Annotated in this window: 25 protein-coding genes; 13 read left to right on the top strand and 12 right to left on the bottom strand. The window is 73.1% G+C overall.

Features of this window, described 5'->3' with window-relative positions; genetic code table 11:
- Both ABZ815_RS19405 and ABZ815_RS19400 read right to left on the bottom strand, forming a co-directional pair.
- On the bottom strand, positions 1 to 2,703 hold a 2,703-nt coding region (locus ABZ815_RS19405; RefSeq protein WP_357699617.1), incomplete at its 3' end, for a BTAD domain-containing putative transcriptional regulator.
- 116 nt (positions 2,704 to 2,819) lie between these two features.
- On the bottom strand, positions 2,820 to 3,632 hold the full coding sequence (locus ABZ815_RS19400; RefSeq protein ID WP_357699615.1) for an SDR family NAD(P)-dependent oxidoreductase: 813 nt from the start codon (positions 3,630 to 3,632) through the stop codon (positions 2,820 to 2,822).
- Between the two features lie 119 nt (positions 3,633 to 3,751).
- Between ABZ815_RS19400 and ABZ815_RS19395 the strand changes: the two genes are divergently transcribed.
- The gene (locus ABZ815_RS19395) at positions 3,752 to 4,345 is read left to right on the top strand and encodes a TetR/AcrR family transcriptional regulator (protein ID WP_357700087.1); all 594 of its coding nucleotides are present in this window, start codon (positions 3,752 to 3,754) and stop codon (positions 4,343 to 4,345) included.
- Between the two features lie 3 nt (positions 4,346 to 4,348).
- Here ABZ815_RS19395 and ABZ815_RS19390 read toward each other — a convergent pair whose 3' ends face one another.
- Entirely contained in the window at positions 4,349 to 5,242 is an 894-nt protein-coding gene (locus ABZ815_RS19390; protein ID WP_357699613.1) for an alpha/beta hydrolase, read from the bottom strand.
- A gap of 54 nt (positions 5,243 to 5,296) precedes the next feature.
- Here ABZ815_RS19390 and ABZ815_RS19385 point away from each other — a divergent pair, with 54 nt between their 5' ends.
- Together ABZ815_RS19385 and ABZ815_RS19380 are read left to right on the top strand one after the other, a co-directional pair.
- Entirely contained in the window at positions 5,297 to 5,833 is a 537-nt protein-coding gene (locus ABZ815_RS19385; RefSeq protein ID WP_357699611.1) for a helix-turn-helix domain-containing protein, read from the top strand.
- A 100-nt stretch (positions 5,834 to 5,933) separates the two neighbouring features.
- Entirely contained in the window at positions 5,934 to 6,221 is a 288-nt protein-coding gene (locus ABZ815_RS19380) for a DUF1905 domain-containing protein (protein ID WP_357699609.1), read from the top strand.
- Positions 6,222 to 6,239: 18 nt separating this feature from the next.
- Here the strand turns inward: ABZ815_RS19380 and ABZ815_RS19375 are convergent, their stop codons facing one another.
- Genes ABZ815_RS19375 through ABZ815_RS19345 form a run of 7 tightly spaced genes read right to left on the bottom strand, consistent with a single transcriptional unit; the run spans position 6,240 to position 12,881 of the window.
- Positions 6,240 to 7,280, bottom strand: coding sequence for a BadF/BadG/BcrA/BcrD ATPase family protein (locus tag ABZ815_RS19375; RefSeq protein WP_357699607.1), 1,041 nt, complete (start codon positions 7,278 to 7,280; stop codon positions 6,240 to 6,242).
- Positions 7,280 to 8,305, bottom strand: coding sequence for a hypothetical protein (locus ABZ815_RS19370; RefSeq protein ID WP_357699605.1), 1,026 nt, complete (start codon positions 8,303 to 8,305; stop codon positions 7,280 to 7,282). The genes ABZ815_RS19375 and ABZ815_RS19370 overlap by 1 nt, the downstream gene beginning before the upstream one ends.
- Positions 8,302 to 9,048 carry an SIS domain-containing protein gene (locus ABZ815_RS19365; protein WP_357699603.1) on the bottom strand — a complete coding sequence of 249 codons (747 nt, stop codon included), beginning with the start codon at positions 9,046 to 9,048 and terminating at the stop codon, positions 8,302 to 8,304. Before ABZ815_RS19365 ends, ABZ815_RS19370 begins: the two co-directional genes overlap by 4 nt.
- A gap of 11 nt (positions 9,049 to 9,059) precedes the next feature.
- Positions 9,060 to 9,863 carry a carbohydrate ABC transporter permease gene (locus ABZ815_RS19360; RefSeq protein WP_357699601.1) on the bottom strand — a complete coding sequence of 268 codons (804 nt, stop codon included), beginning with the start codon at positions 9,861 to 9,863 and terminating at the stop codon, positions 9,060 to 9,062.
- Positions 9,864 to 9,897: 34 nt separating this feature from the next.
- Positions 9,898 to 10,782: a sugar ABC transporter permease gene (locus ABZ815_RS19355; RefSeq protein ID WP_357699599.1), complete on the bottom strand. Its 885-nt coding sequence runs from the start codon at positions 10,780 to 10,782 to the stop codon at positions 9,898 to 9,900.
- Positions 10,773 to 12,008: an extracellular solute-binding protein gene (locus ABZ815_RS19350; RefSeq protein ID WP_357699597.1), complete on the bottom strand. Its 1,236-nt coding sequence runs from the start codon at positions 12,006 to 12,008 to the stop codon at positions 10,773 to 10,775. Before ABZ815_RS19350 ends, ABZ815_RS19355 begins: the two co-directional genes overlap by 10 nt.
- 9 nt (positions 12,009 to 12,017) lie before the next feature.
- Complete coding sequence (locus tag ABZ815_RS19345) at positions 12,018 to 12,881, bottom strand: MurR/RpiR family transcriptional regulator (RefSeq protein WP_357699595.1); 864 nt, start codon at positions 12,879 to 12,881, stop codon at positions 12,018 to 12,020.
- Between the two features lie 112 nt (positions 12,882 to 12,993).
- Here ABZ815_RS19345 and ABZ815_RS19340 point away from each other — a divergent pair, with 112 nt between their 5' ends.
- Positions 12,994 to 14,634 carry a bifunctional metallophosphatase/5'-nucleotidase gene (locus ABZ815_RS19340; protein ID WP_357699593.1) on the top strand — a complete coding sequence of 547 codons (1,641 nt, stop codon included), beginning with the start codon at positions 12,994 to 12,996 and terminating at the stop codon, positions 14,632 to 14,634.
- On the opposite strand, the gene ABZ815_RS19335 is transcribed toward ABZ815_RS19340, so the two are convergent.
- Complete coding sequence (locus tag ABZ815_RS19335; protein WP_357699591.1) at positions 14,631 to 14,768, bottom strand: hypothetical protein; 138 nt, start codon at positions 14,766 to 14,768, stop codon at positions 14,631 to 14,633. The genes ABZ815_RS19340 and ABZ815_RS19335 overlap by 4 nt on opposite strands.
- 330 nt (positions 14,769 to 15,098) lie before the next feature.
- Here ABZ815_RS19335 and ABZ815_RS19330 point away from each other — a divergent pair, with 330 nt between their 5' ends.
- Genes ABZ815_RS19330 through ABZ815_RS19320 form a run of 3 tightly spaced genes read left to right on the top strand, consistent with a single transcriptional unit; the run spans position 15,099 to position 17,901 of the window.
- Positions 15,099 to 16,163: a hypothetical protein gene (locus ABZ815_RS19330; RefSeq protein ID WP_357699589.1), complete on the top strand. Its 1,065-nt coding sequence runs from the start codon at positions 15,099 to 15,101 to the stop codon at positions 16,161 to 16,163.
- On the top strand, positions 16,160 to 17,299 hold the full coding sequence (locus tag ABZ815_RS19325) for a histidine kinase (RefSeq protein ID WP_357699587.1): 1,140 nt from the start codon (positions 16,160 to 16,162) through the stop codon (positions 17,297 to 17,299). Before ABZ815_RS19330 ends, ABZ815_RS19325 begins: the two co-directional genes overlap by 4 nt.
- Complete coding sequence (locus ABZ815_RS19320) at positions 17,296 to 17,901, top strand: response regulator transcription factor (RefSeq protein WP_357699585.1); 606 nt, start codon at positions 17,296 to 17,298, stop codon at positions 17,899 to 17,901. The genes ABZ815_RS19325 and ABZ815_RS19320 overlap by 4 nt, the downstream gene beginning before the upstream one ends.
- A 23-nt stretch (positions 17,902 to 17,924) precedes the next feature.
- Here ABZ815_RS19320 and ABZ815_RS19315 read toward each other — a convergent pair whose 3' ends face one another.
- Positions 17,925 to 19,028: an FAD-dependent monooxygenase gene (locus tag ABZ815_RS19315; RefSeq protein WP_357699583.1), complete on the bottom strand. Its 1,104-nt coding sequence runs from the start codon at positions 19,026 to 19,028 to the stop codon at positions 17,925 to 17,927.
- Between the two features lie 99 nt (positions 19,029 to 19,127).
- Between ABZ815_RS19315 and ABZ815_RS19310 the strand changes: the two genes are divergently transcribed.
- From ABZ815_RS19310 to ABZ815_RS19285, 6 genes are all read left to right on the top strand, one after another.
- Positions 19,128 to 19,724: a helix-turn-helix domain-containing protein gene (locus ABZ815_RS19310; protein ID WP_357699581.1), complete on the top strand. Its 597-nt coding sequence runs from the start codon at positions 19,128 to 19,130 to the stop codon at positions 19,722 to 19,724.
- A 66-nt stretch (positions 19,725 to 19,790) separates the two neighbouring features.
- Positions 19,791 to 20,381, top strand: coding sequence for a TetR/AcrR family transcriptional regulator (locus ABZ815_RS19305; RefSeq protein ID WP_357699579.1), 591 nt, complete (start codon positions 19,791 to 19,793; stop codon positions 20,379 to 20,381).
- Entirely contained in the window at positions 20,378 to 21,133 is a 756-nt protein-coding gene (locus tag ABZ815_RS19300; protein WP_357699577.1) for an ABC transporter ATP-binding protein, read from the top strand. Before ABZ815_RS19305 ends, ABZ815_RS19300 begins: the two co-directional genes overlap by 4 nt.
- Positions 21,118 to 22,854, top strand: coding sequence for a hypothetical protein (locus ABZ815_RS19295; RefSeq protein WP_357699575.1), 1,737 nt, complete (start codon positions 21,118 to 21,120; stop codon positions 22,852 to 22,854). Before ABZ815_RS19300 ends, ABZ815_RS19295 begins: the two co-directional genes overlap by 16 nt.
- A 59-nt stretch (positions 22,855 to 22,913) precedes the next feature.
- On the top strand, positions 22,914 to 23,447 hold the full coding sequence (locus tag ABZ815_RS19290; protein ID WP_357699573.1) for a PadR family transcriptional regulator: 534 nt from the start codon (positions 22,914 to 22,916) through the stop codon (positions 23,445 to 23,447).
- Positions 23,444 to 24,181, top strand: a complete 738-nt coding sequence (locus ABZ815_RS19285; RefSeq protein ID WP_357699571.1) for an ABC transporter ATP-binding protein — start codon at positions 23,444 to 23,446, stop codon at positions 24,179 to 24,181. The genes ABZ815_RS19290 and ABZ815_RS19285 overlap by 4 nt, the downstream gene beginning before the upstream one ends.

Below are 24,181 nucleotides of genomic sequence, written 5' to 3'. Positions count from 1 at the left end.
GCGGGGGCGCCCCCTGTGCCCCCCGGCCGCGCCCGGGCCGCCGGCCCACCCCCGCGGGGGGGGGGCCCGCCCCCCCGGGCCCCCCCCCCCCCCCCAGCTCCGCTCGTCGCCGAGCATCCAGTGGAGCTGGGCCTGCCGCGCCCGCACGCCCACGACGTCCTCGGTCGCGCCCACCTCGGTCAGCGCCACGGCGCCCTCCGCGTAACACTCGCAGGCGCGGACGAAGTCCCCGCGCATGGCCAGCCGGTCGGCCAGGAACGTCAGCGCGAGGGAGATGCCCATGCGGTCGCCCAGCGCGCGGAACTCGGCGAGCGCGGTCTCGGCGTCGACGTCGACGTCGGTCTCGTCGGCGCCGAGCGTGAGCCGGAACCGCCCGCGGGTGAGCCTGGCCTGCGCCCGCACCCACGGGTCGGCGTCGGCGATCAGCGGCTCGAACGCGGGCAGGAACGCCGCCGGGCCCTGCAGCGTACGCTCCAACAGCGCGGCGAACCCGAGCAGCGGGTGACGAGACCCGCTGCTCAAGGTCAGCCGGTGGGCCTCCTGGATCCACTCCCGCGCCTGGAACTGGTCGCCGCCGACACCCGAGGTCAGGAACATGGTCACCATGAGGGACGCCATCGCCCGCACCTCGTCGGGCACCTCGCCCTCCAGCGAGGCCGCGGCGACGCTCAGCTCGGCGCCCTCGGCCCGGTGGCCGCCGAGGAACCAGTAGTAGCCGGCGGCTCCGACCAGGCGCATCGCCTCGTGCGCCCACCCCTCGGCGATCGCCCCGCGCACGGCCGTGATGATGTTGTCGTGCTCGGCGTCGAGCACGAGCAGCCACTCCAGCTGCTCGGCCCGGCGCAGGTGCGGGTCGGCGGTCGCGGCCAGCTCGGTGAAGTAGGCCAGGTGCGCCCGCCGGGCCCGTTCGGCCTCCCCCGCCTCGGCGAGCCGGTGGGCGGCGTACTCCCTGATGGTGTTGAGCAGCCGGTAGCGCGGGGCGCCCTCGTCGTCGGTGATCAGCAGCGACTTCTCGGTCAGCGCGGTCAGCACGTCGAAGACCTGCTCACCGGCGAAGGACTCGTCGCCGCAGACGCGTTCGGCCGCCTCCAGGCTCGCCCCGCCGGAGAACACCGACATCCGGCGCAGCACGCCGCGCTCGGCCTCGCTCAGCAGGTCCCAGCTCCAGTCGACGACCGCGCGCAGCGTCTTGTGCCGGGCGAGCGCCGTACGGCTGCCGCTGGTCAGCAGGCGGAAGCGGTCGTCGAGGCGGCGGGCGAGCTGGTCGACGGACATCGTGCGCAGCCGGGCCGCGGCCAGTTCGATGGCCAGCGGGTTGCCGTCGAGCGCCCGGCAGATGCGCGCCATGGCCGCCAGGGTGGGCGCGTCGGAGCCGATGTCCTTGCGCACCAGGTCGGCGCGGTCGCGCAGCAGCCGCACCGCGGGCGAGGCCCCGGTCTCGGCGGGCGCTGCCCCCTCGGTGGGCAGCGTGAGCGGCTCGACCTGCCACAACACTTCGCCGGTGATGCCGAGCGGCTCGCGGCTCGTGGCCAGGACGCGCAGGCCGCGGCACTCGCCCAGGAGCCGGTCGGCGAAGGCCGCGGCGGCCTCGACGACGTGCTCGCAGTTGTCCAGGATCAGCAGGATCGCGCGGTCGCGGATCGCGGTGATGAGCCGGTCCATCGGGTCGCCGCCCCGCGCGCCGCCGAGCAACCCCTGGTCACGCAGGCCGATCGTGGTGAGGGCGGCCTGTGCCAGCTCGCCGCCGGCCCGGACGGGGGCCAGCTCGACCAGCCAGGCGCCGTCGGGCAGCTCGGCGAGCATCGTACGGGCGGTCTCGGTGGCCAGCCGGGTCTTGCCGGAGCCGCCCGCCCCCGTCAGGGTGACCAGCCGGTACCTGGCGGCCAGACCGGCGACCGCGGCGACGTCGTCGTGCCGGCCGACGAAGCTCGTCAGCTCGGCGCGCAGGTTGGTCCTGCGGTTGTCGGCCCGCTCTCCGAGCTCGCCGCGGAGCAGCGCGGTGTGCAGCGCCGACAGCTCGGCCGACGGGTCGGCGCCCAGCTCCTCGGCCAGCCGCTCGCGGGTGCGCTGGTAGACGGTCAGCGCCTCGTTGCCGCGGCCCGCCTCGGCCAGCGCCCGCATCAGCGCCGCCACGAACCCCTCACGCAGCGGGTACGCGGCCACCAGCCCCGTCAGCTCGGAGACCAGCTCCGCGCCCCGGCCGAGCCGGAGGTCGGCCTCGACCCGGTCGCCGATCGCGTCGACGTGGAGGTCGTCGAGCCGCGTGACCACGGCGTCGAAGGTGTCGCTGTCCTGCATCACGATGTCGGACATGGGGGCGCCACGCCACAGCTCAAGGGCCGAGCGCAGCAGGTCGGCCCGGTCGGCGGGCTCGGCGGAGCGGGCCTGGACGATCAGCTGCTCGAACCGGCACACGTCGACCGCCTCGCGCGGCACGGCCAGCCGGTAGCCGCCGGACTCGGCCTCGATCACGCCCTCGGGCAGCAACCTGCGCAACCTGGACACCAGCGCCTGAAGGGCGTTGATCTCGTCGGCGGGCGGCCGCGCCCCCCAGATCCAGTCGACCAGCCGCGCACGCGTCACGATCCGGCCGGGCTCCAGGGCGAGGGCGGCGAGCAACGCACGCAGCCGGACGCCCGGAACCTCGACCGTGGTTCCTTCAGGGTTCCGGACCTCGAACGGCCCAAGCAATCCGACTCGCACACCCGCAATTGTGCCGGAACCACGACAAGCCCCGGCCCACTTCCGCCCCGCCCCGGCCTCTCGGTCGCCATCACCGCAGGTCAGAGGCGTGTCGCGGGCCGCTTCCAAGAGGCGGGTCAGCCGTCGGCCTTGCGGCTGAGGTGCTCCCAGGCGCGGTACTCCGCGCCGCGGGCCTCGTCCATCTGCTGGACGAGGTCGTAGGAGCGGCTGCCGACGATCAGCCGGCGCGGCGGCTCGGGCAGGTCCACCAGCTCCATGACGACGGGCGCGGCGTTGGCCGCCGGCGGGCCGGCGTCCTCGCCCCACATGGCGGCCAGCTCGGCCCGCAGCCCGTCGTAGACCGGGTCGGGCTCGGTGGCCGTGGTGCCCAGCGTGAACAGGCCGGTGTCGTAGCCGCCCATCTGCAGGTTGGTGACCTTGACGCCGAACGGCTCGGCCTCCATGGCCAGCGCCTGCGTGATCGAGTCGAGCGCCGACTTGCCCCCCGCGTACAGGCCGACCGCGGCGACGCCGCCGCCCGCGGCCATCGACGTCACCTGGAGGATGTGCCCGGACCCCTGGGCGCGCAGGTACGGCAGCACCGCCTGGGTGACCCAGATCGCGCCGAACAGGTTGACGTCGAAGTGGGCCCTGATCTGCTCCTCCGTGGCCTCCTCCAGCATGCCGAACAGCAGGCCGCCGGCGTTGTTGACCACGATGTCGAGCCGGCCGTACGCGGCCGCCGCCTTCTCCACGCCCGCCCGCACCGCCGCGCGGTCGGAGACGTCGAGCGGCAGGCGCACCAGAGCGCCCGGGTACCGGGTCTCCAGCTCGGCCAGCGGCCCGACGTCGCGGGCGGCGGCCACGACCCGGTCGCCCCTGTCCAGGGCGGCCTCCGTGAACGCCCGGCCCAGCCCTCGGGACGCGCCCGTGATGAACCAAACGCGCATGCGCTCTCGCCTCCTCATTCGTTCAAGACGAGACGGTTCGTCTCGTCATAGGTCTGTCAGTGTCCATCAAGGACCACCGTCTGTCAAGACGAACCGTATCGTCTCGTTTAGGGTGTATGATGACCGGCGTGAAGAAGCCCGATCCCGCGCGCCGCAGCGAGCGCTCCCGGCAGGCGATCCTCCAAGCCGCCAGGGAGCTGGTGTCCGAGGTGGGATACGCCAAGGTCTCCGTCGAGGCGATCGCCGCGCGGGCCGGCGTCGGCAAGCAGACGATCTACCGGTGGTGGCGTTCCAAGGGTGCCGTGGTCTTCGACTCCTTCCTCGCGCTGAGCGAGGGCGACCAGGGTGTGGTGCTGCCCGACACGGGCGACATCGAGGCCGACCTGAAGGCCGTCATGCGGGCCACCGTGGCGGAGTTCGCCGACCCAGGCTTCGAGGCGCCGATCAGGGCGCTCAACCTGGAGATCGTGGGCGACCCCGAGCTGGCCGCCCAATACCGGGAGAAACTGGCCGGCCCGGTCGACGAGGCCAAGAAGGCCCGCCTGCGCAGCGCCCAGCGGGCGGGGCAGATCGCCGCCGACGCCGACCTCGACCTGGCGCTCGAACTGCTCTACGCCCCCCTCTACCAGCGCTGGCTGCTGCGCTCCGGCCCGCTCACCCCGCAGTACGCCGACGCGCTGGTCGACCTGACGCTCAAGGCGCTGCGGCCCTGAGCCTCACAGGGCCCGCAGCAGGTCGGCCAGGGCTTGGAGCACGGCGTCCCGCCGTTCCTCGTGCAGCCAGCCGTGCCCGGCGTCGTCCAGCACGCGGTGCTCGCCGCGCGGGAAGGAGGCCGCCAGTTCGGCGTGCAGGGCGAGCTTGCCGGCGTTGATCTCGCGCAGCACGTCCTCGGGCCAGAGCTGGGACTGGGTGGCGTCCGCCCCCATGGCCGACAGCACGATCACCGGCACGTCGGGGTCCGGCGGCGCGGTCCTGAACTCCTCGGAGACCTGGTCGTAGAGGTTGCGGCCCTCCAGCCAGCCGGTACGCCAGGCGGAGATGTGATGGTCGACCAGGGCCTCGCGCGCGCCGTCCGGCCAGGCGGCCAGCAGCCGGGTGACGGCCGGTCGCGCGGCGTCGAGCTGCTCCGGCGTCGGCTCCGGGAGCGCCTGGTCCTTCATCTGGTCGAGCATCTCGCGCGCCTGCCGCGGCGCGCGGGCGGCCATGTCCTCGTGGAAGGGGTCGAGCAGCAGCAGTGCCGCGACGTCGCCGGGGAAGCGGCGGGCGTGGTGGCGCGCGTAGGCGCCGCCCATGGAGTGACCGGCCAGCACGTACGGGCCGCGCACGCCCGCCGCCGTCAGCGTCTCGCGCAGCTCGTCGGTGACCTCGGCCGCGGTGCGGGGCAGCTCGACCGGCTCGCTCCAGCCGGTGCCCGCCCGGTCGTAGAGCACGCTGGTCGTCAGCTCGGCGACGCGGTCGTGCACGTTGAGGTAGTCCAGGCCGACGGCTCCGGCACCGGGCAGGAACACCACGGGCGGCCCGCCGGCGCCCGAGCGGTGCACCATGATCCGGCGGCCGGCGACGTCGTACAGGCGGCCCAGTGGCGGGGTGTCCAGGGCGTGGTTGGTCATGGTCTCTTCCTTTCTCAGGTTTGAGAAAGGTAGCAGGTGTGAGATCGTACGTCCATGGACACGGTGGACCTGCTTCTGCACCCCGTACGGCTGCGCATCGTGCACGCCATGTCGGGCGGCCGCACGCTGACCACCTCCGGCCTGTGCGACCTGCTGCCCGACGTGTCCAAGGCCACCGTCTACCGGCACGTCGGCCTGCTGGCCGAGAGCGGGCTGCTCGACGTGGAGGGCGAGCAGCGCGTACGCGGGGCCGTCGAGCGCCGGTACCGGCTGCGCCCGGCGCGGGCGGCCGTCGACGCCGAGACCGCCGCCGCGGCCTCCCCGGACGACCACCGCCGCGCCTTCGCCGTGGCCATGGCGACGCTGCTGGCCGAGTTCAACGCCTACCTCGACCGCGACCAGGCCGATCCGGCCGCCGACCTGGTCGGCTACCGCCAGCACGCGATCTGGCTCAGCCCCGACGAGCGCGCGGCCCTGATCGCCGACCTGCGCGCGGCGCTCGTGCCCAGGATCGGCAACCCGCCCGCGCCCGAGCGCACCCGCCATCTGGTCAGCCCGATCCTGTTCCCGGCCGAGGAGCCACCCGGCTGAGACGGGCCCGACCAAGGGTCCGGCCGTGGAGCCGCCCGGCTGAGGCCGGTCCGGCCGCGCGGGGCTGCCGGGGCCGGAGGGGCGCTTCTATCCTGGGCCGATGCAGATGGAATTCAGCGGCGAGGTGTGGTTCTGGAGAGGGCCCGCGCCCTGGCACTTCGTCACCGTCCCCGACGAGGAATGCCAGGACCTGGCGATGACGGCCGGCTCGGTGAGCTACGGCTGGGGCATGATCCCCGTCACCGCCCAGATCCGCGCGACGCGGTGGCGCACGTCGCTGTTCCCCAAGGACGGCCGCTACCTCGTGCCGGTCAAGGCGGGCGTGCGCACGGCCGAAGGGCTCGCCGTGGGGGACGTGGTGAGCGTCCGCCTGACCGTCGAGCCCTGAGAGCGTCCTGTCAGGTCATCATCCGCCGGAGGCGATGAACCGTTCGTGGACGGCCCGCTCGCCCAGCCGGTCGAGGGCGGCCAGCCAGCACGCCCCGGCCGTGCCGTCGCGGGCGGTCGTCACCTGCCGCCCGGCCAGCCGGGCCAGGACGGCGGCGCGGACCGGGCCGTCCGTGGTCAGGACGCCGCCCGCCAGCACCAGCGGCCCGTCGCCGGGCAGCCGGGCAGCCGTGGCGGTCAGCCGCCGGGCGGCCTCGGCGACGATGCCGGCCGCGTCCTCGTCCCCGGCGGAGGCCGCCCGCGACACCAGCGGCGCGGCGGCGGCCACGAGCATCCGGTCGGCCTGCGCCAGCCGGACGATGCGGTCGGCCCGGCGCCGCGGCTCACCCGCCACGCCGAAGTGCGCGCTCACCAGCTCCACCAGCGGCCCGAACGCCGGGCTCGGGTCCAGACCGCGATCCAGCCCGCGGTCCTGAGGGCTGTCACGGAGCCTGGCCCGGACACTGTCCCGGGCGCTGTCGCGGGTGCAGTCACGGACGCTGTCGCGGGCGCGTTCCTGAGAGCGGTCCAGGGTGTGGACGGCCGCGCGCACCCCCGCCCGGCCGATCCAGAAGCCGCCGCCCTCGTCGCCGAGCAGCCAGCCGAGCCCGTCGGCCACCGCCGTCACCGCCCGGCCGGAGAAGCGGGCCGCCGCGGCCCCCGTCCCGGCCAGCAGCAGCGTGCCGGACGGCGCTGCGGTCCCGGCCGCGTAGGCGACCTCGACGTCGCCCACCATGCGCGGCGGCGCGCCGAGGCCGCACTCGGCCCAGGTCCGGGCCAGCGTCGCGGCGAAGGAGTCGTCCCCGCCCGCGACGCCGGCCACCGAGGCGGCCACCGACCGCGGGTCCAGGCCGTCGAGCGCGCGCCGCAGGGCCTGGCCGATCGCCACGCGGGCCGCCGTGGGCCCGTGCGCGGCGGGGTTGCCGGGGCCGGCGGTGCCGTGCCCCAGCCTGGTGCCGTCCGCCGCGTGGACGGCGGCGCGGGTCGTGGTGCCGCCCGCGTCCACGCCGGCGAAGAGCATCACCGGACCAGCCGCGCCGCGCCGGGCGCGAGCGTGAAGGTGGCGCCGCACGCCTGGTAGGAGCCGCTCGCCGGGTCGAACGCCTGCGTGATCCCGTCGAGTGTGACCTCCGTCGGCCCGTCGAAGCGGGCGTTGCAGACGAACCGCCGCCCCTCGCCGTAGTGGCCCACCAGGACGTCGCCGGCGTGCTCGACCGACGTCCACCCGGTCAGCTCGGCCGCCACCGGGCGCAACCAGCGGGTGTTGAGGTCGCGCACGATGCCGTAGCGCTCGGTCGGCACGCCGTCCCCGCCGATGAGCCCCGGCCGGAAGCCCTCGCCGCGTGCCGGGTCGGGCGTCCAGTAGGTGAAGTACTGGATGCCGGTGTACCCGTAGGCCAGGGCGGTGTTGACCTGCCAGGCCAGCTCGGCGGCCGACGGCTCGCGGTGGCCGTCGTAGGCCAGCGTCTGCACGTGCATCCAGGCGGGCAGCCCGGCCCTGCGGGCGTGCTCCCGTACGGTGGCCAGGTCGGCGAGGTAGCCCTCGTCGAACCCGTCGGCCAGGAACGGGTAACGGTCGAAGGAGAGCACGTCCGGGCGGACCAGCCGGGCGAAGTCCCCCACGTACGCGTCGTAGGGGCCGGTGGCGTGCCCCGGCAGCAGGTTGACGTAGGCGAACGCGCCGGCCGCCCGCACGGCGGCGACCCCGGCCGCCACCCGCGGGAACTGCTCGGCCACCGGCTCGTCCATGAGCCCGACGCCGCGGAAGGAGCGGAACGGGCGGTACTCCTCGACGACCCGGGCGATCAGCGGCGCCGGGTCCACGTCCAGGTCGCGCATGAGGACGTCCACGCGCGGGTCCGAGGCGACCAGCACGCCCAGCCCGGCCTCCTCGGCAAGGGCCAGGGCGTGCCGCAGGATGACCCGGTCGCCGAGGTAGTTGCCGGTGATGACCAGGTCGAACCCGGCCTCGGCGATCTCCCGGTAGCGGGCGGCCGTCGTCTCGTGCGGCGGGGGCGGCCAGAAGGCGGCGATCGTCAGGCTCACAGCGCGCCCGTCCTGATCCGGCCGGCGTAGCGGGCCACGAGGGCGTCGTTGTGCGCGTCCGAGCCGGGGATGTTGGCCGACAGGTAGACCGGCGGGACCAGGCCGTCCGCCTGGAGCTCGCCGATCGCCTCGGCCACCATGAGCTGCACGATCAGCGCCGAGGTGATCGAGGAGATGCCGCAGACCGGGCCGTGCTCGGTCGGCAGGACGGCGTCGCCGTACGGGGCCAGGTTGTCGATCACGATGTCGGCCAGCTCGAACAGCCGCTCCCCCGACGGATGGCGCGAGGTGATCGCGGTCGAATGGGCCAGCGAGGTGATCGCGATCAGCGGCAGCCCGCGCTCCTTGACCAGCCGGGCCATCTCCACGGTCGAGCCGTTGCCGCCGGAGTTGGACGCGATCACGAACGCGTCGGCGTCCTCCACCGTGTGCAGGGCCAGGACCTGGCGCGCGGTCAGCGGGTCGCGCTCGGCCAGCGGGTCGAACTCGCCGGGATCGGCCGAGCCCAGCACCACCGGGTCGCGCAGGGTGAGCCGGTTGGTCGGGATCAGCCCGCCCGCGCGTCCGGCCACCTCCAGCGCCACCGCCTCCGAGTGCCCGGTGCCGTAGGCGTGCAGGACGCCCCCGGCGCGCACGGTCGCGGCGATCAGCGTGCCCGCGCGCCTGATGGCGGGCAACTGCTCGGCCGTCAGGCGGTCCAATCGGGAGCGTGCCTCGTCGGCGAAGGCCATCACAAGATCCATCAAAACTGTCCTCAACGGTTCATGCCGGCGGTCAGCCCGGCGACGATCTGGCGCGTGGCCAGGATGAAGAGCACGACCAGGGGGATCGTCGTCATCACCAGGCCGGCGAAGAGCGTGCCCCAGTCGTTCTGGAACTGGCCGAAGAAGTGGGTGAGGCCGACCGGCAGGGTCAGCTTGCTCTCGTCCCGCATCAGGACCAGGGGGTAGAAGAAGTCATTCCAGATCGGCACGAACTGGAAGACCACCACGGTCGCCAGCGCGGGCCGTACCAGCGGCAGCATCACGTGCCAGAAGGTGGCGAACGGCCCCGCGCCGTCCAGGGCGGCGGCCTCGTCCAGCTCGTGCGGGAGCTGGCGGAAGAACGCGGTCAGCACGAAGACGTTGAACGGCACCGACCCGGCCGCGTAGACCAGCACCAGCCCGGCCAGCGAGTCCACCAGGCCCATGCTCTCCAGCAGGTAGAACAGCGGGAGCACGCCCAGGTGGGCGGGCAGCGTCATGCCGGAGACGAAGTAGGCGGCGAACAGCCCGCGCCCCCGGAACTCCCGGCGCCCCAGCGGGTAGGCCGCCAGCAACGAGACCATGGCCCCCAGCAGCACCGAGCAGACCACGACGATCAACGAGTTCACCACGTACGTGGAGAAGGAGGCGTCCGTCCACGCCTTGGCGTAGTTGCCGAGCCCGCTGGGCCAGCCGAGCGGCTGGTCGAAGATCTCGCTGGTCGGCCGGAGCGAGCTGAGCAGCATGACGAGCAGCGGCGACATGGAGAAGACGGCGTAGCCCCACAGCAGGACACGGATCGCCAGAGCCCTCATGATGTCCTCCTCGGGACCCGTCCGGGCGGGGTCCTCATCGATTCCTCCTCAGGACCCGTTCGAGCAGGAGCGTCGAGCCGAAGATGAAGGTGAACATGAAGACCGCCAGCGCCGAGGAGGTCCCCAGCGCGTTGACGTCGCCCGAGGCGAAGGCGGTCCGGTAGAACAGCAGGCCGAGCACGTCGGTCGCGCCCGCCGGGGCGCCGTTGGAGCCGCCGAGGGCGTAGACCAGGGCGAAGGTGCCCATGCTGCCGATGAAGCTCAGGATGGTGACGGTGGCCATGGCGGGCCTGAGCAGCGGCAGCGTCACGCGCCAGAACACCTGCCAGGAGCCGGCGCCGTCGGTTCTGGCGGCCTCGGCGTACTCCTGCGGGATGCCGCCGAGCGCGGCGCTGAACAGCAGCATCGGGAAGCCCACCCACTGCCAGGTGGTGATCAGGATGACGGTCGGCAGCGCTGTGCCGGGGTCGCCCAGCCACGGCATCGCCAGGCCCATCGGCTTGAGCAGCGCGTTGACCGGGCCGAAGGCGGGGCTGAGCAGCAGGGTCCACAGGTAGCCGATGACCAGCGGGTTGACCAGGTACGGCAGCGCGAACATGGTCTGCAGGGCCCGCTTGCCGCGCCGTACGCGGAACAGCGCCAGCGCGAAGGCCAGGCCCAGCGTGTTCTGCACCACCATGCTGCCGGCGAAGAGCAGGACGTTGTGCCCCAGAGCCGGCAGGAGCTGGTCCAGGAAGGCGCCTGACAGCAGGTTCGCGTAGTTGCCCAGCCCGACCGGCTGGTCGCGCAGTGTGCCCTTCCAGGAGAAGAAGCTGTAGGTCAGCCCGGTGAACAGCGGATAGACCACGAAGGCCGAGTAGAGGAGGAAGGCGGGGATCAGGAAGACGTACGACGATCCCCGCCGCGTGGCTAGAGCCATGTGGACACGCTCTTGTCGAGTTGCTCGGCGGCCTCCTTGGCGCTGATGCGGCCCAGCAGCATCTCCTGCAGCGCCTTGGAGAACACGGTGGCCGAGGTCGGGTTGCCGTAGGCGAACTCGTTCATGAAGTAGGTGCCGCCGTGCTGGGCGAAGGTGGTGGAGACCTCGCCGAGCAGGGGGTCCTTGGGGGTGACGCCGGGCACGGCGGAGAAGATGCGCAGGGTGTCGGTGAAGAGCTGCCCGTAGTCCTTGGAGGCCAGCCAGGCGGCGAACTTCAGTGCCTCGGCCTTGTGCCTGGTCTTGACATTGATGCCGTACGAGCCGTCGGTGAAGCCGGGCATGACGCCCTCGCCGTCGGGCACGGGTGGCGTGAAGACGCCCAGGTCGACGCCCTTGGCGTTCTCGCCGAAGAAGTTCAGCTCCCACAGGCCGCCGGGGAACATGGCGGCCTTGCCGGAGGAGAACAGGATCTGCGCGTCGGTGTAGGAGACGCCGGCCATGTCGTCGGGGAAGTACGGCTTGAGCTTGTTGAGCTGGTCGATGCCCTCGACGAAGCGCGGGTCGGCGAACTTCTTGCGCTTGGCCTTGACGTCGGCGAGGAACGTGTCGCCGCCCCAGTGGGCGGTGCCGAAGATGGCGGCCACGACCGGCAGCATCCAGTCGTCCTTGCCGCCGAAGGCGAACGGCACGATGCCCTTGGCCTTGAGCTTGTCGGCGGCCGAGATCATCTCGGCGTACGTCTTCGGCGGGGTGAGGCCGTTGTCCGCGAAGATCTTCTTGTTGTAGATCACCTGGAGGGTCTGGACGGCGAACGGCACGCCGTACACCTTGCCGTCCTTGTCGCCCTTGGCGTAGCGCAGGACCTTCTCGTCGTAGGCGGCCAGGCCGGGCACGTCCTTGGTGTCGAGCGGCAGCAGCCGGCCGGCCTCGACCAGCGGTTGCAGGTTGGCGCCCGCGCGCAGCCAGGCCAGGTCGGGGCCGCTGTCGCCGGCCAGGCCGGTGGACAGGATGGTGTCGTACTCGGTGGCCGTGGTGAAGGAGCGGGCGTCGACGTCGATGCCGGGGTTCAGCTTCTCGTACTCGGCGAACATCTTGTCGTAGTTGGCCTCGGGGCCCCAGCCCCAGACCGAGAGGGTGATCTTGCCGGGGTCGGCACTCGTCGTGGCCGAAGGGGCACAGGCGGTGACCGCCATCGCCAAGGCGACAGCGGCGGCGGCAAGGCGCATGGGTGGCTCCTAGCGTGGGGGCAGGCGGTGCTTGCTGACCGCGTGGGTGGCGGCGGTGAGCAACTGGTTGCTGGTCTCGTGGGTGCGCTGGACGACGCCGATGTAGAGGCAGTCCAGGACGAGCATCTGGGTGTGACGGGCGGCCACCCCGCCGGCCCGGAAGGGGGTGTCCTGCGCGGCGGTGGTCAGCACGATGTCGGCCGCCTCGGCCAGCGGGCTGCGGGGGAAGTTGGTGAGCGCGATGGTGGTGGCGCCGCGTTCCCTGGCGATGGCCAGCGGTTCGACGACTTCGGCCGTGGTGCCCGAGTGCGAGATGCCGAGCGCCACGTCCTTGCGGTCGCGGGCGTTGGCGCTGCAGACGGCGCTGTGCACGTCGGTCCACAGCGCGCCGGGCCGGCCGATGGCGTGCAGTCGCAGGTGCAGGTCCATGGCCACCCCCGCGCTGCCGGCGACCGCGAAGAAGTCGATGAACCGGGCCCGCACCAGGGCGTCCACCGCCCGGTCCACGGCCGCCAGGTCGAGCTGGGCCGCCGTCTCCTCCATCGCGCGCATGTCGCTGGACAGGAGGCTGCGCAGCACCAGGCTCGCCGGGTCGTCCGGGGAGAAGGCGATCAGGCCCTGCTCGCGCGGGGTGGCGTCGTTGCGGCCCAGTTCGGCGGCGAGGGCCAGCCTGAGCTCGGGGTAGCCGGCCAGGCCGAGCTGCCGGCAGAAGCGGGTGACGGTGGTGAGCGAGGTCCCGCACCGCTCCGCCAGCTCACCGATGGTCGAGGCGGCCACGGTGGCGGGCTCGGCGAGGATCGTCTCGGCGATGCGCCGGTGGGTGGCCGTGAGGGTGGGCTCGATCCCTCGGATTCTGGCCAGGATCGGTGACATGGGAGGAACCCTCCCGCTTCCCGCAAGCTATGTCAATAGTTCACATTCGACATCCAATGTTAGAAAATTTCCCTCTTGTGTGACTCGTTGGGACTATGTCACTTTCATGGCCATGCGCAACCTCCTCCTGGCGCTGGTGCTCGGGAGCACCAGCCTGCTGCCCGCCCGCGCCGACGCCGTGGACATCCAGTTACTGGCCTTCAACGACTTCCACTCCGGCTTCCCGACCAGCTTCGCCATGACGCCGTCCGGGCCGGTCGAGGCGGGCGGGGCCGAGTACCTGGCCGCCCACATGGACCGCCTCCAGCGCGACAACCCCAACGGCACGCTGCGGCTCTCGGCCGGCGACAACTACTCCTCCAGCACCATGAACGCCACCGCCCTGCACGACGAACCGGGCATGCAGGCGCTCAACCTGATGCGCCTGGACGCCTCCGCCGTCGGCAACCACGAGTTCGACGAGGGCATCGACGAGTTCCGCCGGATGGAGAACGGCGGCTGCCACCCGATCGACGGGTGCGCGCTGCCGAACTTCAAGGGCGCCGAGTTCCCCTACCTGGGCGCCAACATCGTCGACACCACCACCGGCAAGCCCGCCCTGACGCCGTACATCGTCAAGGAGGTCAAGGGCGTCAAGGTCGGCATCATCGGCGTCGACTTCAAGAACGCGCTGAACGAGGCCCCCGGCCCCACCAAGCCGCTGGAGGGCCGCGACGAGGCCGAGGCGGTCAACACCTACACGGCCGAGCTCAAGGCCAAGGGCGTGCGGACGATCGTGGTCCTGATCCACCAGGGCGGCGGGCAGACCGGCGGCGGCCTGCCCAACGAGTGCAACAACCTGGCCGGGCCGATCAAGGACATCGTGCAGAAGTTCGACCCCGAGGTCGACGCCGTGATCTCCGGGCACACGCACAACCCGTACAACTGCCTGGTCAACGGCATTCCGGTGACGCAGACGTCCGCCCACACGCGCGAGCTCACCAAGATCGTCCTGACCGTCGACCGGGCCACCGGCAACCCGACCTCCAGCAAGGCCGAGAACGTCACCGTCACCCACGACGTCAAGCCCGACGCCCGGATCGCCGCCCTGCGCCGCAAGACCGACGAGCAGGCGCAGAAGCTGCTGGACCGGCCGGTCGGCCTGCTCGCCCGCGACCTCACCGCCCAGCGCAACGCCGCCGGCGAGTCCACCGTCGGCCACGCCCTGGCCGACGCCCGCCTGTTCGCCACCTCCGCGGCCGAGAACGGCGGCGCCCAGATCGCCGTCCAGCCGCCCTACGGCGGCGGCATCGGCGGCGACCTGATCGTCAACCCCACCGGCAACGAGATGTCGAACCTGGTGACGCACGGCAAGGCCCTGCGCGTGCAGCCGTTCGGCAACATGCTCGTCACCATGACGCTCACCGGCGCCCAGCTCGAACGGCTGCTGGAGCAGCAGTGGTGCGGTCAGGGCACCGCCCGCGTGCTCGGCGTCTCACAGGGCCTCACCTACACCTACGACAACGCCAGGCCCGCCTGCGACAAGATCGACCCGGCCACCGTCAAGCTCAACGGGGCCGTCGTCGACCCGGCCGCGAAGTACCGCCTGACCGCCAACTCCTTCATCGCCACCGGCGGCGACGGTTTCTCGGTGCTGACCGAGGGCACCGAGCGGGTGGAGAAGGTGCGCGACATCGAGGCGTTCGAGTCCTACATCCGGGCCAAGAGCCCGCTGCCCGCTCCCGCCCTGAACCGGGTCACCCGCGTGAACTAGCCGCCCACAGGCTGGGGGCAGTACAACTCCGGCCAGACGGGCACCGGCGTCCCGGTGCCGATGCCGCCGAGGCCGAACGCCTGGGGGCCGGGGCTGACGTTCATCGCCGCCGGCGGCGACCACGGCCTGGCCATCCGCAGGACGGGCTGAACCGGCGGGATTCACGGGCCAGGCGATGACATTTGCATCTGTTCGCCGCCGGCCTCCGGGTGAAGGCTGATGCCTTCGACACCCCCCGGAGGAAGGCGGCGGCCTCGCCCGGCGAGCCGGCCGACCTGCACGAGCCGATCGGAGCCCGACCATGGCCAGACCCGTCGTGTCCGCGACCACGCGCGTCGACGGCTGAGCCGGGACGGGCTCCCCTCATGGCCCTCCCGCTCACCCCGGTCAGACCCCGGCTGTCCGGCCGCGCCGCCGTCCGACCCGGCCGCCTACGCTGGTCAGCCGGGGAACGTCGACGGGCGGTGGGCGAAGTGGCGGGGTTCTGGCGGTCCGACCGGGTCGTCCGGCTGGCGCCGGTCGCCGCGGTCGTGTGCAGTTCCCTGCTGCCGCTGCTGCAGGTGACGTTGTCGTTCGGCTACGAGGGCAACGGCAGCCGCACCGGGCTGTGGAGCCTGGCCGCGACCGCCGCCTACCTCCCCCTGCACCTGCGCCACGTCTGGTACGCCGCCCACGCGCGCCGTCCGCCGGCCGGCCTGTGGACGTTCGCGGCCATGGCCGTCATCGTGCTCGGCGTGACGCCGCTTGCCGGGAACATGTGGCCGCGGGCGTACGCGGGGCTCGCGGTGTCGGCGGTGCTGGTGCTGCCGGGGCCGTGGTCGTACCTGTTCTTCGTGGGCCTGGTGGCGGTGGCCGCGCCGGTGGCGTCGCTGCTGGGCCTGCCGTGGCGGGCGGCGGCGTGGCCGGCGTTCTCGGTGTTGTGCGGCGGCGGGGCGCTGCTGCTGCTCGTCTGGCTCGCCGCGGCGCTGACCCGGCTCCAGGCGGCCAGGGAGGAACTGGCCCAGCAGGCGGTCGCGCAGGAGCGGCGGCGCATCGACGACGATCTGCGCCGTACGCTCGGCGGCGCGCTGGAGTCGATCGCCGCCCGCGGCGAACGCGCGGCGGCGGCCCTGGCCCCCACCCCTCTGAGACCACCTCCGGACACCCCCAGCCCGCATGACATCGGGCCGGCTCGTCACGCAGGGCTGGCAGAGGAGTTGGGGCGGCTCGCCGACGACTCGCGGCGCACGCTGGCCGAGGCCAGGCGGCGGGTGCGCGGCTACCGGCAGCCGTCGCTGCGCGCCGAGCTGGAGACGGCCGCCACGCTGCTGTCGGCCGCGGGCGTGCCGACCCGCCTTGAGCTGCCCAGACAGGGTGTTCCCGAGACGATCCCGCCGCGCCCACGCGCCGCCCTGCGCGCCACGGTGACCCGCCTCCTGCGCGCCGACGGCGTGCGCGCCTGCACGATCGCCGCCACCGTCGAGGGCGGCCGGGTGTTGCTGGAGGTCCGCGCCGACGACGTGACCGAGACGATCGAGGTGCCGGCATGACCCCGCAGATCCCGCCGTCCTGGGTGCTGCGGCATCCGCACCGGCCGTTCATCGCGCTGCACCTCCCGCTGGCCGCCCAGGTTCCGGTCTACATCGGCATGGGGCTGGAGGGCCCGCCCGGCGACCCCGTGCTGGCGGGGGTGGGCGTCCTGGCGGCCCTGGCGCTCCAGCTCCGGCACAGCCTGGCGGCCTCCCGCGGCGCGCGCCCGGCGGGCTGGCCCTGGACACTGGCGGCGCTCCTGCTGCTGGCGAACCTGCCCCTGTGGTGGCTGGCCACGCAGTGGGAGGCCGTGGCCGTCTTCGCCCTGGCCTCGATCGTCATGCTGCTGCGCGGCCCGGCGCGGGCGGCGGCCGCCGTCGCGCAGGTCCTGCACCCCGCGGCGCTGGAGGTGACGCAGATGGTGCGGGACGGCTCCACCACCGTGCCGCACGCCCTCCTCCTGGCCGTCTACCCCGTGCTCGCCCTCACCGTGTTCGGCGGGGCGCTGGTCGCCGGCGCCCGCCTGGTCCTGCTGCTGGACGAGCTGGAGGCCACCCGGGCCGAGCTGGCCGCCGCCGCGGTCGGCGAGGAACGCGTCCGGGTCTCGCGCGACCTGCACGACCTGCTCGGCCAGAGCCTGTCGGCGATCTCCCTCAAGGGCGACCTGGCGCTGCGGCTGCTCGTCAAGGACGCCGGCGCGGCCCGTGCCGAGATCGAGAGCCTGACGGGCGTGGCCCGCGACGCCCTCAGGGACGTACGCGCGATCACCCGCGACGAGCTGGCCGTGTCGCTGCGCACCGAGATCGACGGCGCGGCGGCCCTGCTCGGCGCGGCCGGCGTCGACACCCGGCTGGACGTGGCCGCGCTGCCGCCCCTGTCCGGCCCCGCCCACGACGCGCTGGCCTGGGCCATCCGCGAGGGCACCACCAACCTGCTGCGCCACAGCGAGGCCGGCACCTGCGCCATCACCGTGTCCCGCGACGGCGGCGCGGTACGGTTGGAGATCGTCAACGACGGAGTGCGCGGCGTCGCGGGCCCGGGTTCGGGGCTCGCCGGGGTCGCCGAACGCGCCCGCGCGGCGTCCGGCTCGTCGTCCACCGCCGTCCACGACGGCCGTTTCCGGTTGTCGGTCGAGGTTCCCGAGGAAGGCCCGTGATCCGCGTACTGATCGCCGAGGACATGCACATGATCCGATCGGCCCTGGTCGCCCTGCTCTCGCTGGAGGACGACATGGAGGTCGTCGCCGAGATCGAGCGCGGCGACGAGGTGCTGGCCGCCGCCCTCCGGGTGCGCCCGGACGTCGCGGTGCTCGACATCGACATGCCGGGACTGGACGGCCTGTCGGCCGCCGAGCAGCTGTCGGAGCGGCTGCCGGGCTGCCGCACGCTCGTGCTCACCGGCCTCAGCCAGCCGGGCAACCTCTTGCGCGCGCTGAAGGTGCACGTGAAGGGGTTCATCGTCAAGGACGCCCCCGCCCAGACCCTGACCGACGGCATCCGGCGCATCGCCCGCGGCGAACGGGTGATCGACCCCGAGCTGGTCGCCGCCGCGCTGGAGACCGGCAGCAGCCCGCTCACCGCCCGGGAGACCGAGGTGCTGCGAGCCGCCGCGTCCGGCATCCGCACCGCGCAGATCGCCACCCAGCTCTCGTTGTCGCAGGCCACCGTGCGCAACTACCTGTCGAACGCGATCAGCAAGGTCGGCGGGCGCAACCGCATCGACGCCATCCGCATCTCCCGCGACGCCGGCTGGCTCTGAGCCGCCAGGGGTGCCTGCGGGGTTCAGACCGCGTAATCCTTGAGCGGGACCGCGTCGTCGGTCTCGTCCGGCATGGGCTCCTCCGACGAGCCGAAGAACCAGCGGGCCGCGGCCCGGCCGTGCCGCTGGTTGCGCTCGACGTACTCGCGCATCCGGTTCTCGTAGGCGGCCAGGCCGGTGACGTGGTCAGGGGCCTCGGCCAGCTCGCCGGCCAGCACGTACGCGCCGATCAGGGCCTGCGAGGTGCCGCGGCCGGAGGTCGGCGCCGCGCAGTAGGCCGCGTCGCCCAGCAGCGTGACCCGGCCGTTCGTCCAGGTGTCCATCACGACCTGGCCCGAGGAGTCGAAGAAGAACTCCTCCGCCTCCCGCATGGCCGCCAGCAGCCGGGGCACCTCCCAGCCCGCTCCGGCGTAGTGCTCGGCCACGAGCCGTTCCTGCTGGGCGCGGTCGCGCCGGTCGTAGGCGAGGTCCTCGGCGGTGAACGACAGGCCGACGCGCAGCTCGCTGTTGCCGTGGGCGGTGAAGGCGAGGGCGCTGCGGCCGGGCGTGTTGTGCATCAGGCCCGCGTCCCGCAGGTCCAGGATGTTGCCGGTGGTGAACAGCGCGCCGTAGATGCCGAGGTTGCGCACGTAGCGCGACTCGGGGCCGAAGGCGAGCGCGCGCACCTTGGAGTGCAGCCCGTCGGCGCCGACGACCAGGTCGAACGTGCGCGGCGCGGCCTTCTCGAACCGCACCCGGACCTCCGTCGCGTCCTGGTCGAGCGCGGTGATCGTGTCGTCGAACAGGTACTCGGCGAGGTCCCGGGTGGCCTCGTACAGCACGCTCGTGACGTCGGACTTGAGCACCTCCAGTTCGCCGGAGATCGCGGCGGCGGGCAGTACGGCGAGCACGTCGCCGGCCTCGTCGACCATCGTCATGGCGGTCATCGTGGTCGCGTGCCGGCGCATCTCGGCCAGCAGGCCCATGCGCTCCAGCACGTCCAGGGCCGAGCCGCGGAAGTCGATCGCCGCGCCGCCGCCGCGCGGGGCCGGGGCGCGCTCGACGAGGGTGACCTCGTGGCCGTGACGGTGCAGCCAGTAGGCCAGCGCGGGCCCGGCGACGCTGCCGCCGGAGATCAGGATACGCATCGGAATGTCCTCTTTCGTCGGTGAACGCTCCACACCGTACGCAGATTTGGGCGAACGCGCAAGACGTCTGTCTAAGGCGCCCGTGCTAGGCTGCCGGCCATGGGAAATCGGGAAGACCTGCTGGCCGGGGCGCGGCGTTGCCTGGAGGAGAAGGGCTGGGGGCGCACGACCGTCCGCGACATCGCCACGGCGTCCGGCGTGAGCATGGCGGCCATCGGCTACCACTTCGGCTCCCGCGAGGCGCTGCTCAACGCGGCCCTGGTCGAGGCCATGGACGAGTGGGGCCACCAGGTCGGCGCCGCACTGTCGGCCCTGGACGGCGCGGGTGACGCCGACGAGCCGTCCGCCGAGCGCTTCGAGACGATGTGGGCGCAACTGATCGGCTCGATCAACGAGCACCGCACGCTGTGGCTGGCCAACCTGGAGGCGCTGGTCCAGGCGGAGTACTCGCCGGAGCTGCGCGAGCAGCTCGTGGCCGGTCAGCGCGAGGGGCGGCGCGGCATGGCCGCGCAGCTCACCGGCCGGCCGGAGGAGGAGCTCGCCGAGGGCGAGGTGCGCGCCGTCGGCTCGGTGCAGCTCGCGCTGCTGCTGGGCGTGATGGCCCAGTGGCTCAACGACCCGCGGGCCGCCCCCTCGGCCGCCGACGTGCTCGAAGGGCTGCGTGCCATCACCACCCGGTTCGGACTGGCCGGGTAGGGCTGCCGTACGGCGTTCCAGGGTTGGACTTTGCCAAGCATTGAATGACCGTTTAATGTTTTGAACATGCCATCAGGAGGACGGACCTTCGTGGAGGAGAACCGGCGGGCGCAGATCATCGACTGCGCCGTCGAGGCTCTGGCGACGCTGGGCTACCAGCAGGCGTCGATGGCGAAGATCGCCAAGCTCGCCGGCATCACGCCGGGCCTGATCGCGTACTACTTCGGCAGCAAGGACGAGCTGATCGAGGCGGTCGTCGCGCACGCCGCCAAGCTCGCGACCGACCTGATGCTGCCGCGCATCCTGGCGCAGACCTCCGCCACCGACGCACTGCGCGTGTACTTCGAGACGAACCTCGAATTCATGCGCCTGCACCGCAAACCCCTGCTGGCGCTCGTGGAGATCGTCGTCCACGACCGTGACGGGCCCTACGCGGGCCAGCAGGGCAGCGCCATCGCCGACATCGAGAAGCTGCTGGCCTGGGGTCAGCAGACCGGTGAGTTCCGGCGGTTCGAGCTGCGGCCGATGGCGATCGCGATCCGCGGCGCCATCGACGCCGTACCGAGCTACCTGCTGAAGGACCCCGACTACGACGTCAGCGCCCTCGCCGCCGAACTGGCCACCATCTTCACCCTCGCCACCAGGAGAACACCATGACACCGGCGCTGGAGATCAGTGGGTTGACCAAGAGATTCGGTGACAAGGTCGCCGTCGACGCGATCGACCTCACCGTCCCCCAGGGTTCCTTCTTCGGACTCGTCGGCCAGAACGGCGCCGGCAAGACCACCACCCTGTCCATGGCCGTCGGCCTGCTGCGTCCCGACGCGGGCGGCGCCCGGATCTTCGGCGAGGACGTCTGGTCGGCTCCGGAGCAGGCCAAGGCCCTGGTCGGCGTGCTGCCCGACGGCATGGCCATGCCCGAACGGCTGACCGGGCGCGAAGTGCTCACCTACCTCGGCCTGCTGCGCGGCCTGCCCAAGGACGAGGTGGCCCGGCGCGCCGACGAGCTGCTGACCGTCCTGGAGCTGGACGGCGCCGAGACGACACTGGTCATCGAGTACTCCACCGGCATGCGCAAGAAGATCGGCCTGGCCACCGCGCTGCTGCACGCCCCCCGGCTGCTCGTGCTGGACGAGCCGTTCGAGGCGGTCGACCCGGTCTCGGCCGCCACGATCAAGCGCATCCTGCGCGGGTTCGTCGCGGGCGGCGGCTCGATCGTGCTGTCCAGCCACGTCATGGCGCTGGTGGAGCAGCTCTGCGACCGGGTCGCGGTGATCGACAAGGGCACGGTGGCGGCGTCCGGCCCCCTGGACGAGGTCCGCGGCGGCCGCTCGCTGGAGGACACCTTCGTCGCCCTCGTCGGCAACGACGACAACGGCGTGAAGGAGCTGTCGTGGCTGTCGCGCTGACCACTCTCACCATGGCCCGGATGAAGGTCGCCATCCTGCGGCACGCCTTCCGGGGCACCCGGGCCCAGACCGCGAGCACGGGCGCCACCCTGGGCTCGCTGCTCGCGGCCGGGACGATCTACCTGGCCTTCACCGACCCCGACCTGCTGGCCGCCGCCTACGCCATCTGGCTGCTGGGCTGGATACTCGGCCCGGTCTTCATGGGCGGCGGCGACGAGACGTTGCGGCCCGAGTACTTCACCATGCTCGGCCTGCCGCCGCGCCGCCTGGCGACCGGGCTGCTGGTGGCGGCCTTCGTCGGCGTCGCGCCGCTGGTCAGCCTGGTCGCGCTGGCCGGCCTGCCGGTCGCGGGCGCGTTGATCGGGCTGCCGAACGCCCTGGTGGCCGTGCCCGCGACGGTGTTGCAACTGGCCGTGTTCGTCCTGCTGTCGAAGCTCGCCGTGGCGGTGGTCGGGCAGGCGCTGCGCACCCGGTCGGGCGCGATCGCCTCGGGCATGCTCAACGGCGCGATCCTGGCGGCGCTCGGGCAGATCTGGATCTTCTTCGTCGCCTTCGGCGAGACCGGCGTGCCCTCCGTCGTCCGGTATCTGCCCTCCGGGTGGGGGCTGCTGGCCGTCCAGGGCGAGTGGTGGGCGCTGGGCGCGCTGGCGCTCCTGACTCTCCTGCTCCTGGGCGCGTGGGCCGTGCTGCTGGGCCGGCGCGCGGGGGCGCGGCAACCCTCCGGGCGGAGCCGGCGCCCGATGACGGCCGCCACCGCCAACGGCGCGATCATCGCCAAGGAGCTGCGCACCTGGTCGCGTGACCTGGTGCGCAGCCACCAGCTCACGTTCGCGCTGTCGTACGCCGTCTGCTTCGCCGCCGTCCCGCTGATCGTCGGCTGGAACGGCATGCTGCCGTACGCCGGCCCGATCTTCGTCGTGATGGCCGCCGCCATGGCCGCCAACCAGTACGGCGCCGACGGCACCGCGCTGTGGCTGACCGTGATGACCCCCGGCGCGAGCGACGTGCGCGGCCGGCAGCTCGCCTGGCTCGCGGCGCAGGCGCCGGTGGGGGTCGTGCTGACCGTCGCGTTCACCTCGATCACCGGCGGTCCCTGGCCGCTGGTCCTGGCGCTGCTGGCGGCCCTGCTGGGCGGCGCGGCCGGGCTGGTGCCGCTGATCTCGGTCTACGGGCTCGTCCCCGGCACCGACCCCCACCGCCGCGCGGGCAACCCGCTGCGCACCAGCGAGGACGACAGCGGCCTGACCGGGCTGGCCTACCTGACGCTCGCCCTGGTGCTCGTCACCGGACTGCCCGCGGCGCTGGTCGCGCTGCGGTACGGCTGGGCGGGCGTGGCCGTCGGCGTCCTGACCGGGGCGCTGTGCGCCTGGGGCTTCGGCCTGCTCGCCGAACGCCGCCTGCGCGCCCAGGGCCCCGAGCTGCTGGACCTGATGCGCACCGGCCGCAGGCAGCGGGCCTCCGTGGCGTCCCGCTTCGACCAGCTGTCCACGACGCAGCGCACGCTCGTCTGGTGGTGCTTCGGCTTCGGCGCCATCCCGCTGGTCCCGCAGGGCATCCTCGCGGCCTTCTTCGTGTCCGGCGACATGCTGCGTCACTCCTGGTTCCTGGCCACCTACATGCCGTCCGGGCTGCGCTACCCGGTCGCCGCCGGGTTCGTCCTGCTCGGCCTGGCGATGTACGGCCTGGGCCTGTGGATCATCAAGCCGCGACCGGCCACCTAGGCTTTGACACCTCCTACGGCTAACCGCTATCTATTGGCTAACCGTTAGGGGGTGAGGCCGTGCAGGACGCGGTGCTGGCGATGCTCGCCAAGGAGCCGTCGCACGGCTACGCCCTGCGCGACCGCCTGCGGCGCAGCCTCGGCCCGCTGGGCGGGTCGATGAACCCCGGCCAGATCTACGTGACCCTGGCCAGGCTGGAGAAGGCCGGGCTCGTCGTCTGCGAACGGGCCGACGGCCTGCCCGAGCGGCCCGACCGCAAGGTCTACGCGCTGACCCCCGACGGCCAGCGGCGGGTGGCCGCCTGGCTGGCCGAGGTGGGCTGGCCGAAACCGGACCTGGCGGAGTTCCATCTCAAGCTCGCCGCCGCCGCGGCGGCCCGGCTCGCCGACCCGGTCGAGCTGGTGGCGGCCCAGCGCCGTGAGCTGCTGCGCCGCCTGCGCGAGGTCCAGCGGGCGGCGCTGGCCGAGCCGCCCGGATCGCCCGCCGGCCTGCTGCTGGAAGGGGTCGTGCTGCGGTTGCAGGCCGACCTGCGCTGGCTCGACGCCTGCGAACGGTCCTGGTCCGGGCGCGACGACGAATTCGAGGGCGCATGAACGCGATACGGGCCCGCGGCCTGGTGAGAACCCACGGTCAAGGGCAGAGCCGGGTCCGCGCGGTGGACGAGGTCGACCTTGAGGTGCCCCAAGGGCAGACGCTGGCGGTGATGGGCCCCAGCGGCTGCGGGAAGTCGACCCTGCTGCACCTGCTGGGCGGCCTGGAACGGCCCACCGGCGGCGAGGTGTGGCTGGCCGGGCGGCGCATCGACACGCTGAGCGAGCGGGCCCTGGCCCGCCTGCGGCGCCGGTCCGTCGGGTTCGTCTTCCAGGCGTTCCACCTGGTGGAGGAGCTGTCGGCGGCCGAGAACGTCGAGCTGCCCGCGTTGCTGGCCGGCCGCTCGCGCCGCCAGGCCAGGCGGCGCGCGGCCCTGCTGCTGGAACGGGTCGGGCTGGCCGCGCGCGCCCGGCACCTGCCCTCGCAGCTGTCCGGCGGCCAGCGCCAGCGGATCGCCGTCGCCCGCGCGCTGGTCAACGAGCCGCTGGTCGTGCTGGCCGACGAGCCCACCGGCAACCTCGACACCGCCGCCACCCTCGACGTGCTGAGGATCTTCGAGGAGCTGCGTGCCGGTGGCCAGACCCTCGTGATCGTCACGCACGACGAGCGGGTGGCGGCCACCGCCGACCGGCTGGTCTCGATGCGTGACGGCATGTTCGTCGACGACACCCACCTGGCCGCCGCCCACCCGCACGGGCTCGGCGGGCTCGGCGGGCTGATCGGGCTGGAGGGCTGA

This window comes from Nonomuraea sp. NPDC047529 (assembly GCF_040642995.1).
GTDB lineage: Bacteria > Actinomycetota > Actinomycetes > Streptosporangiales > Streptosporangiaceae > Nonomuraea.
This window is presented reverse-complemented; position numbering and strand designations above follow the sequence as displayed.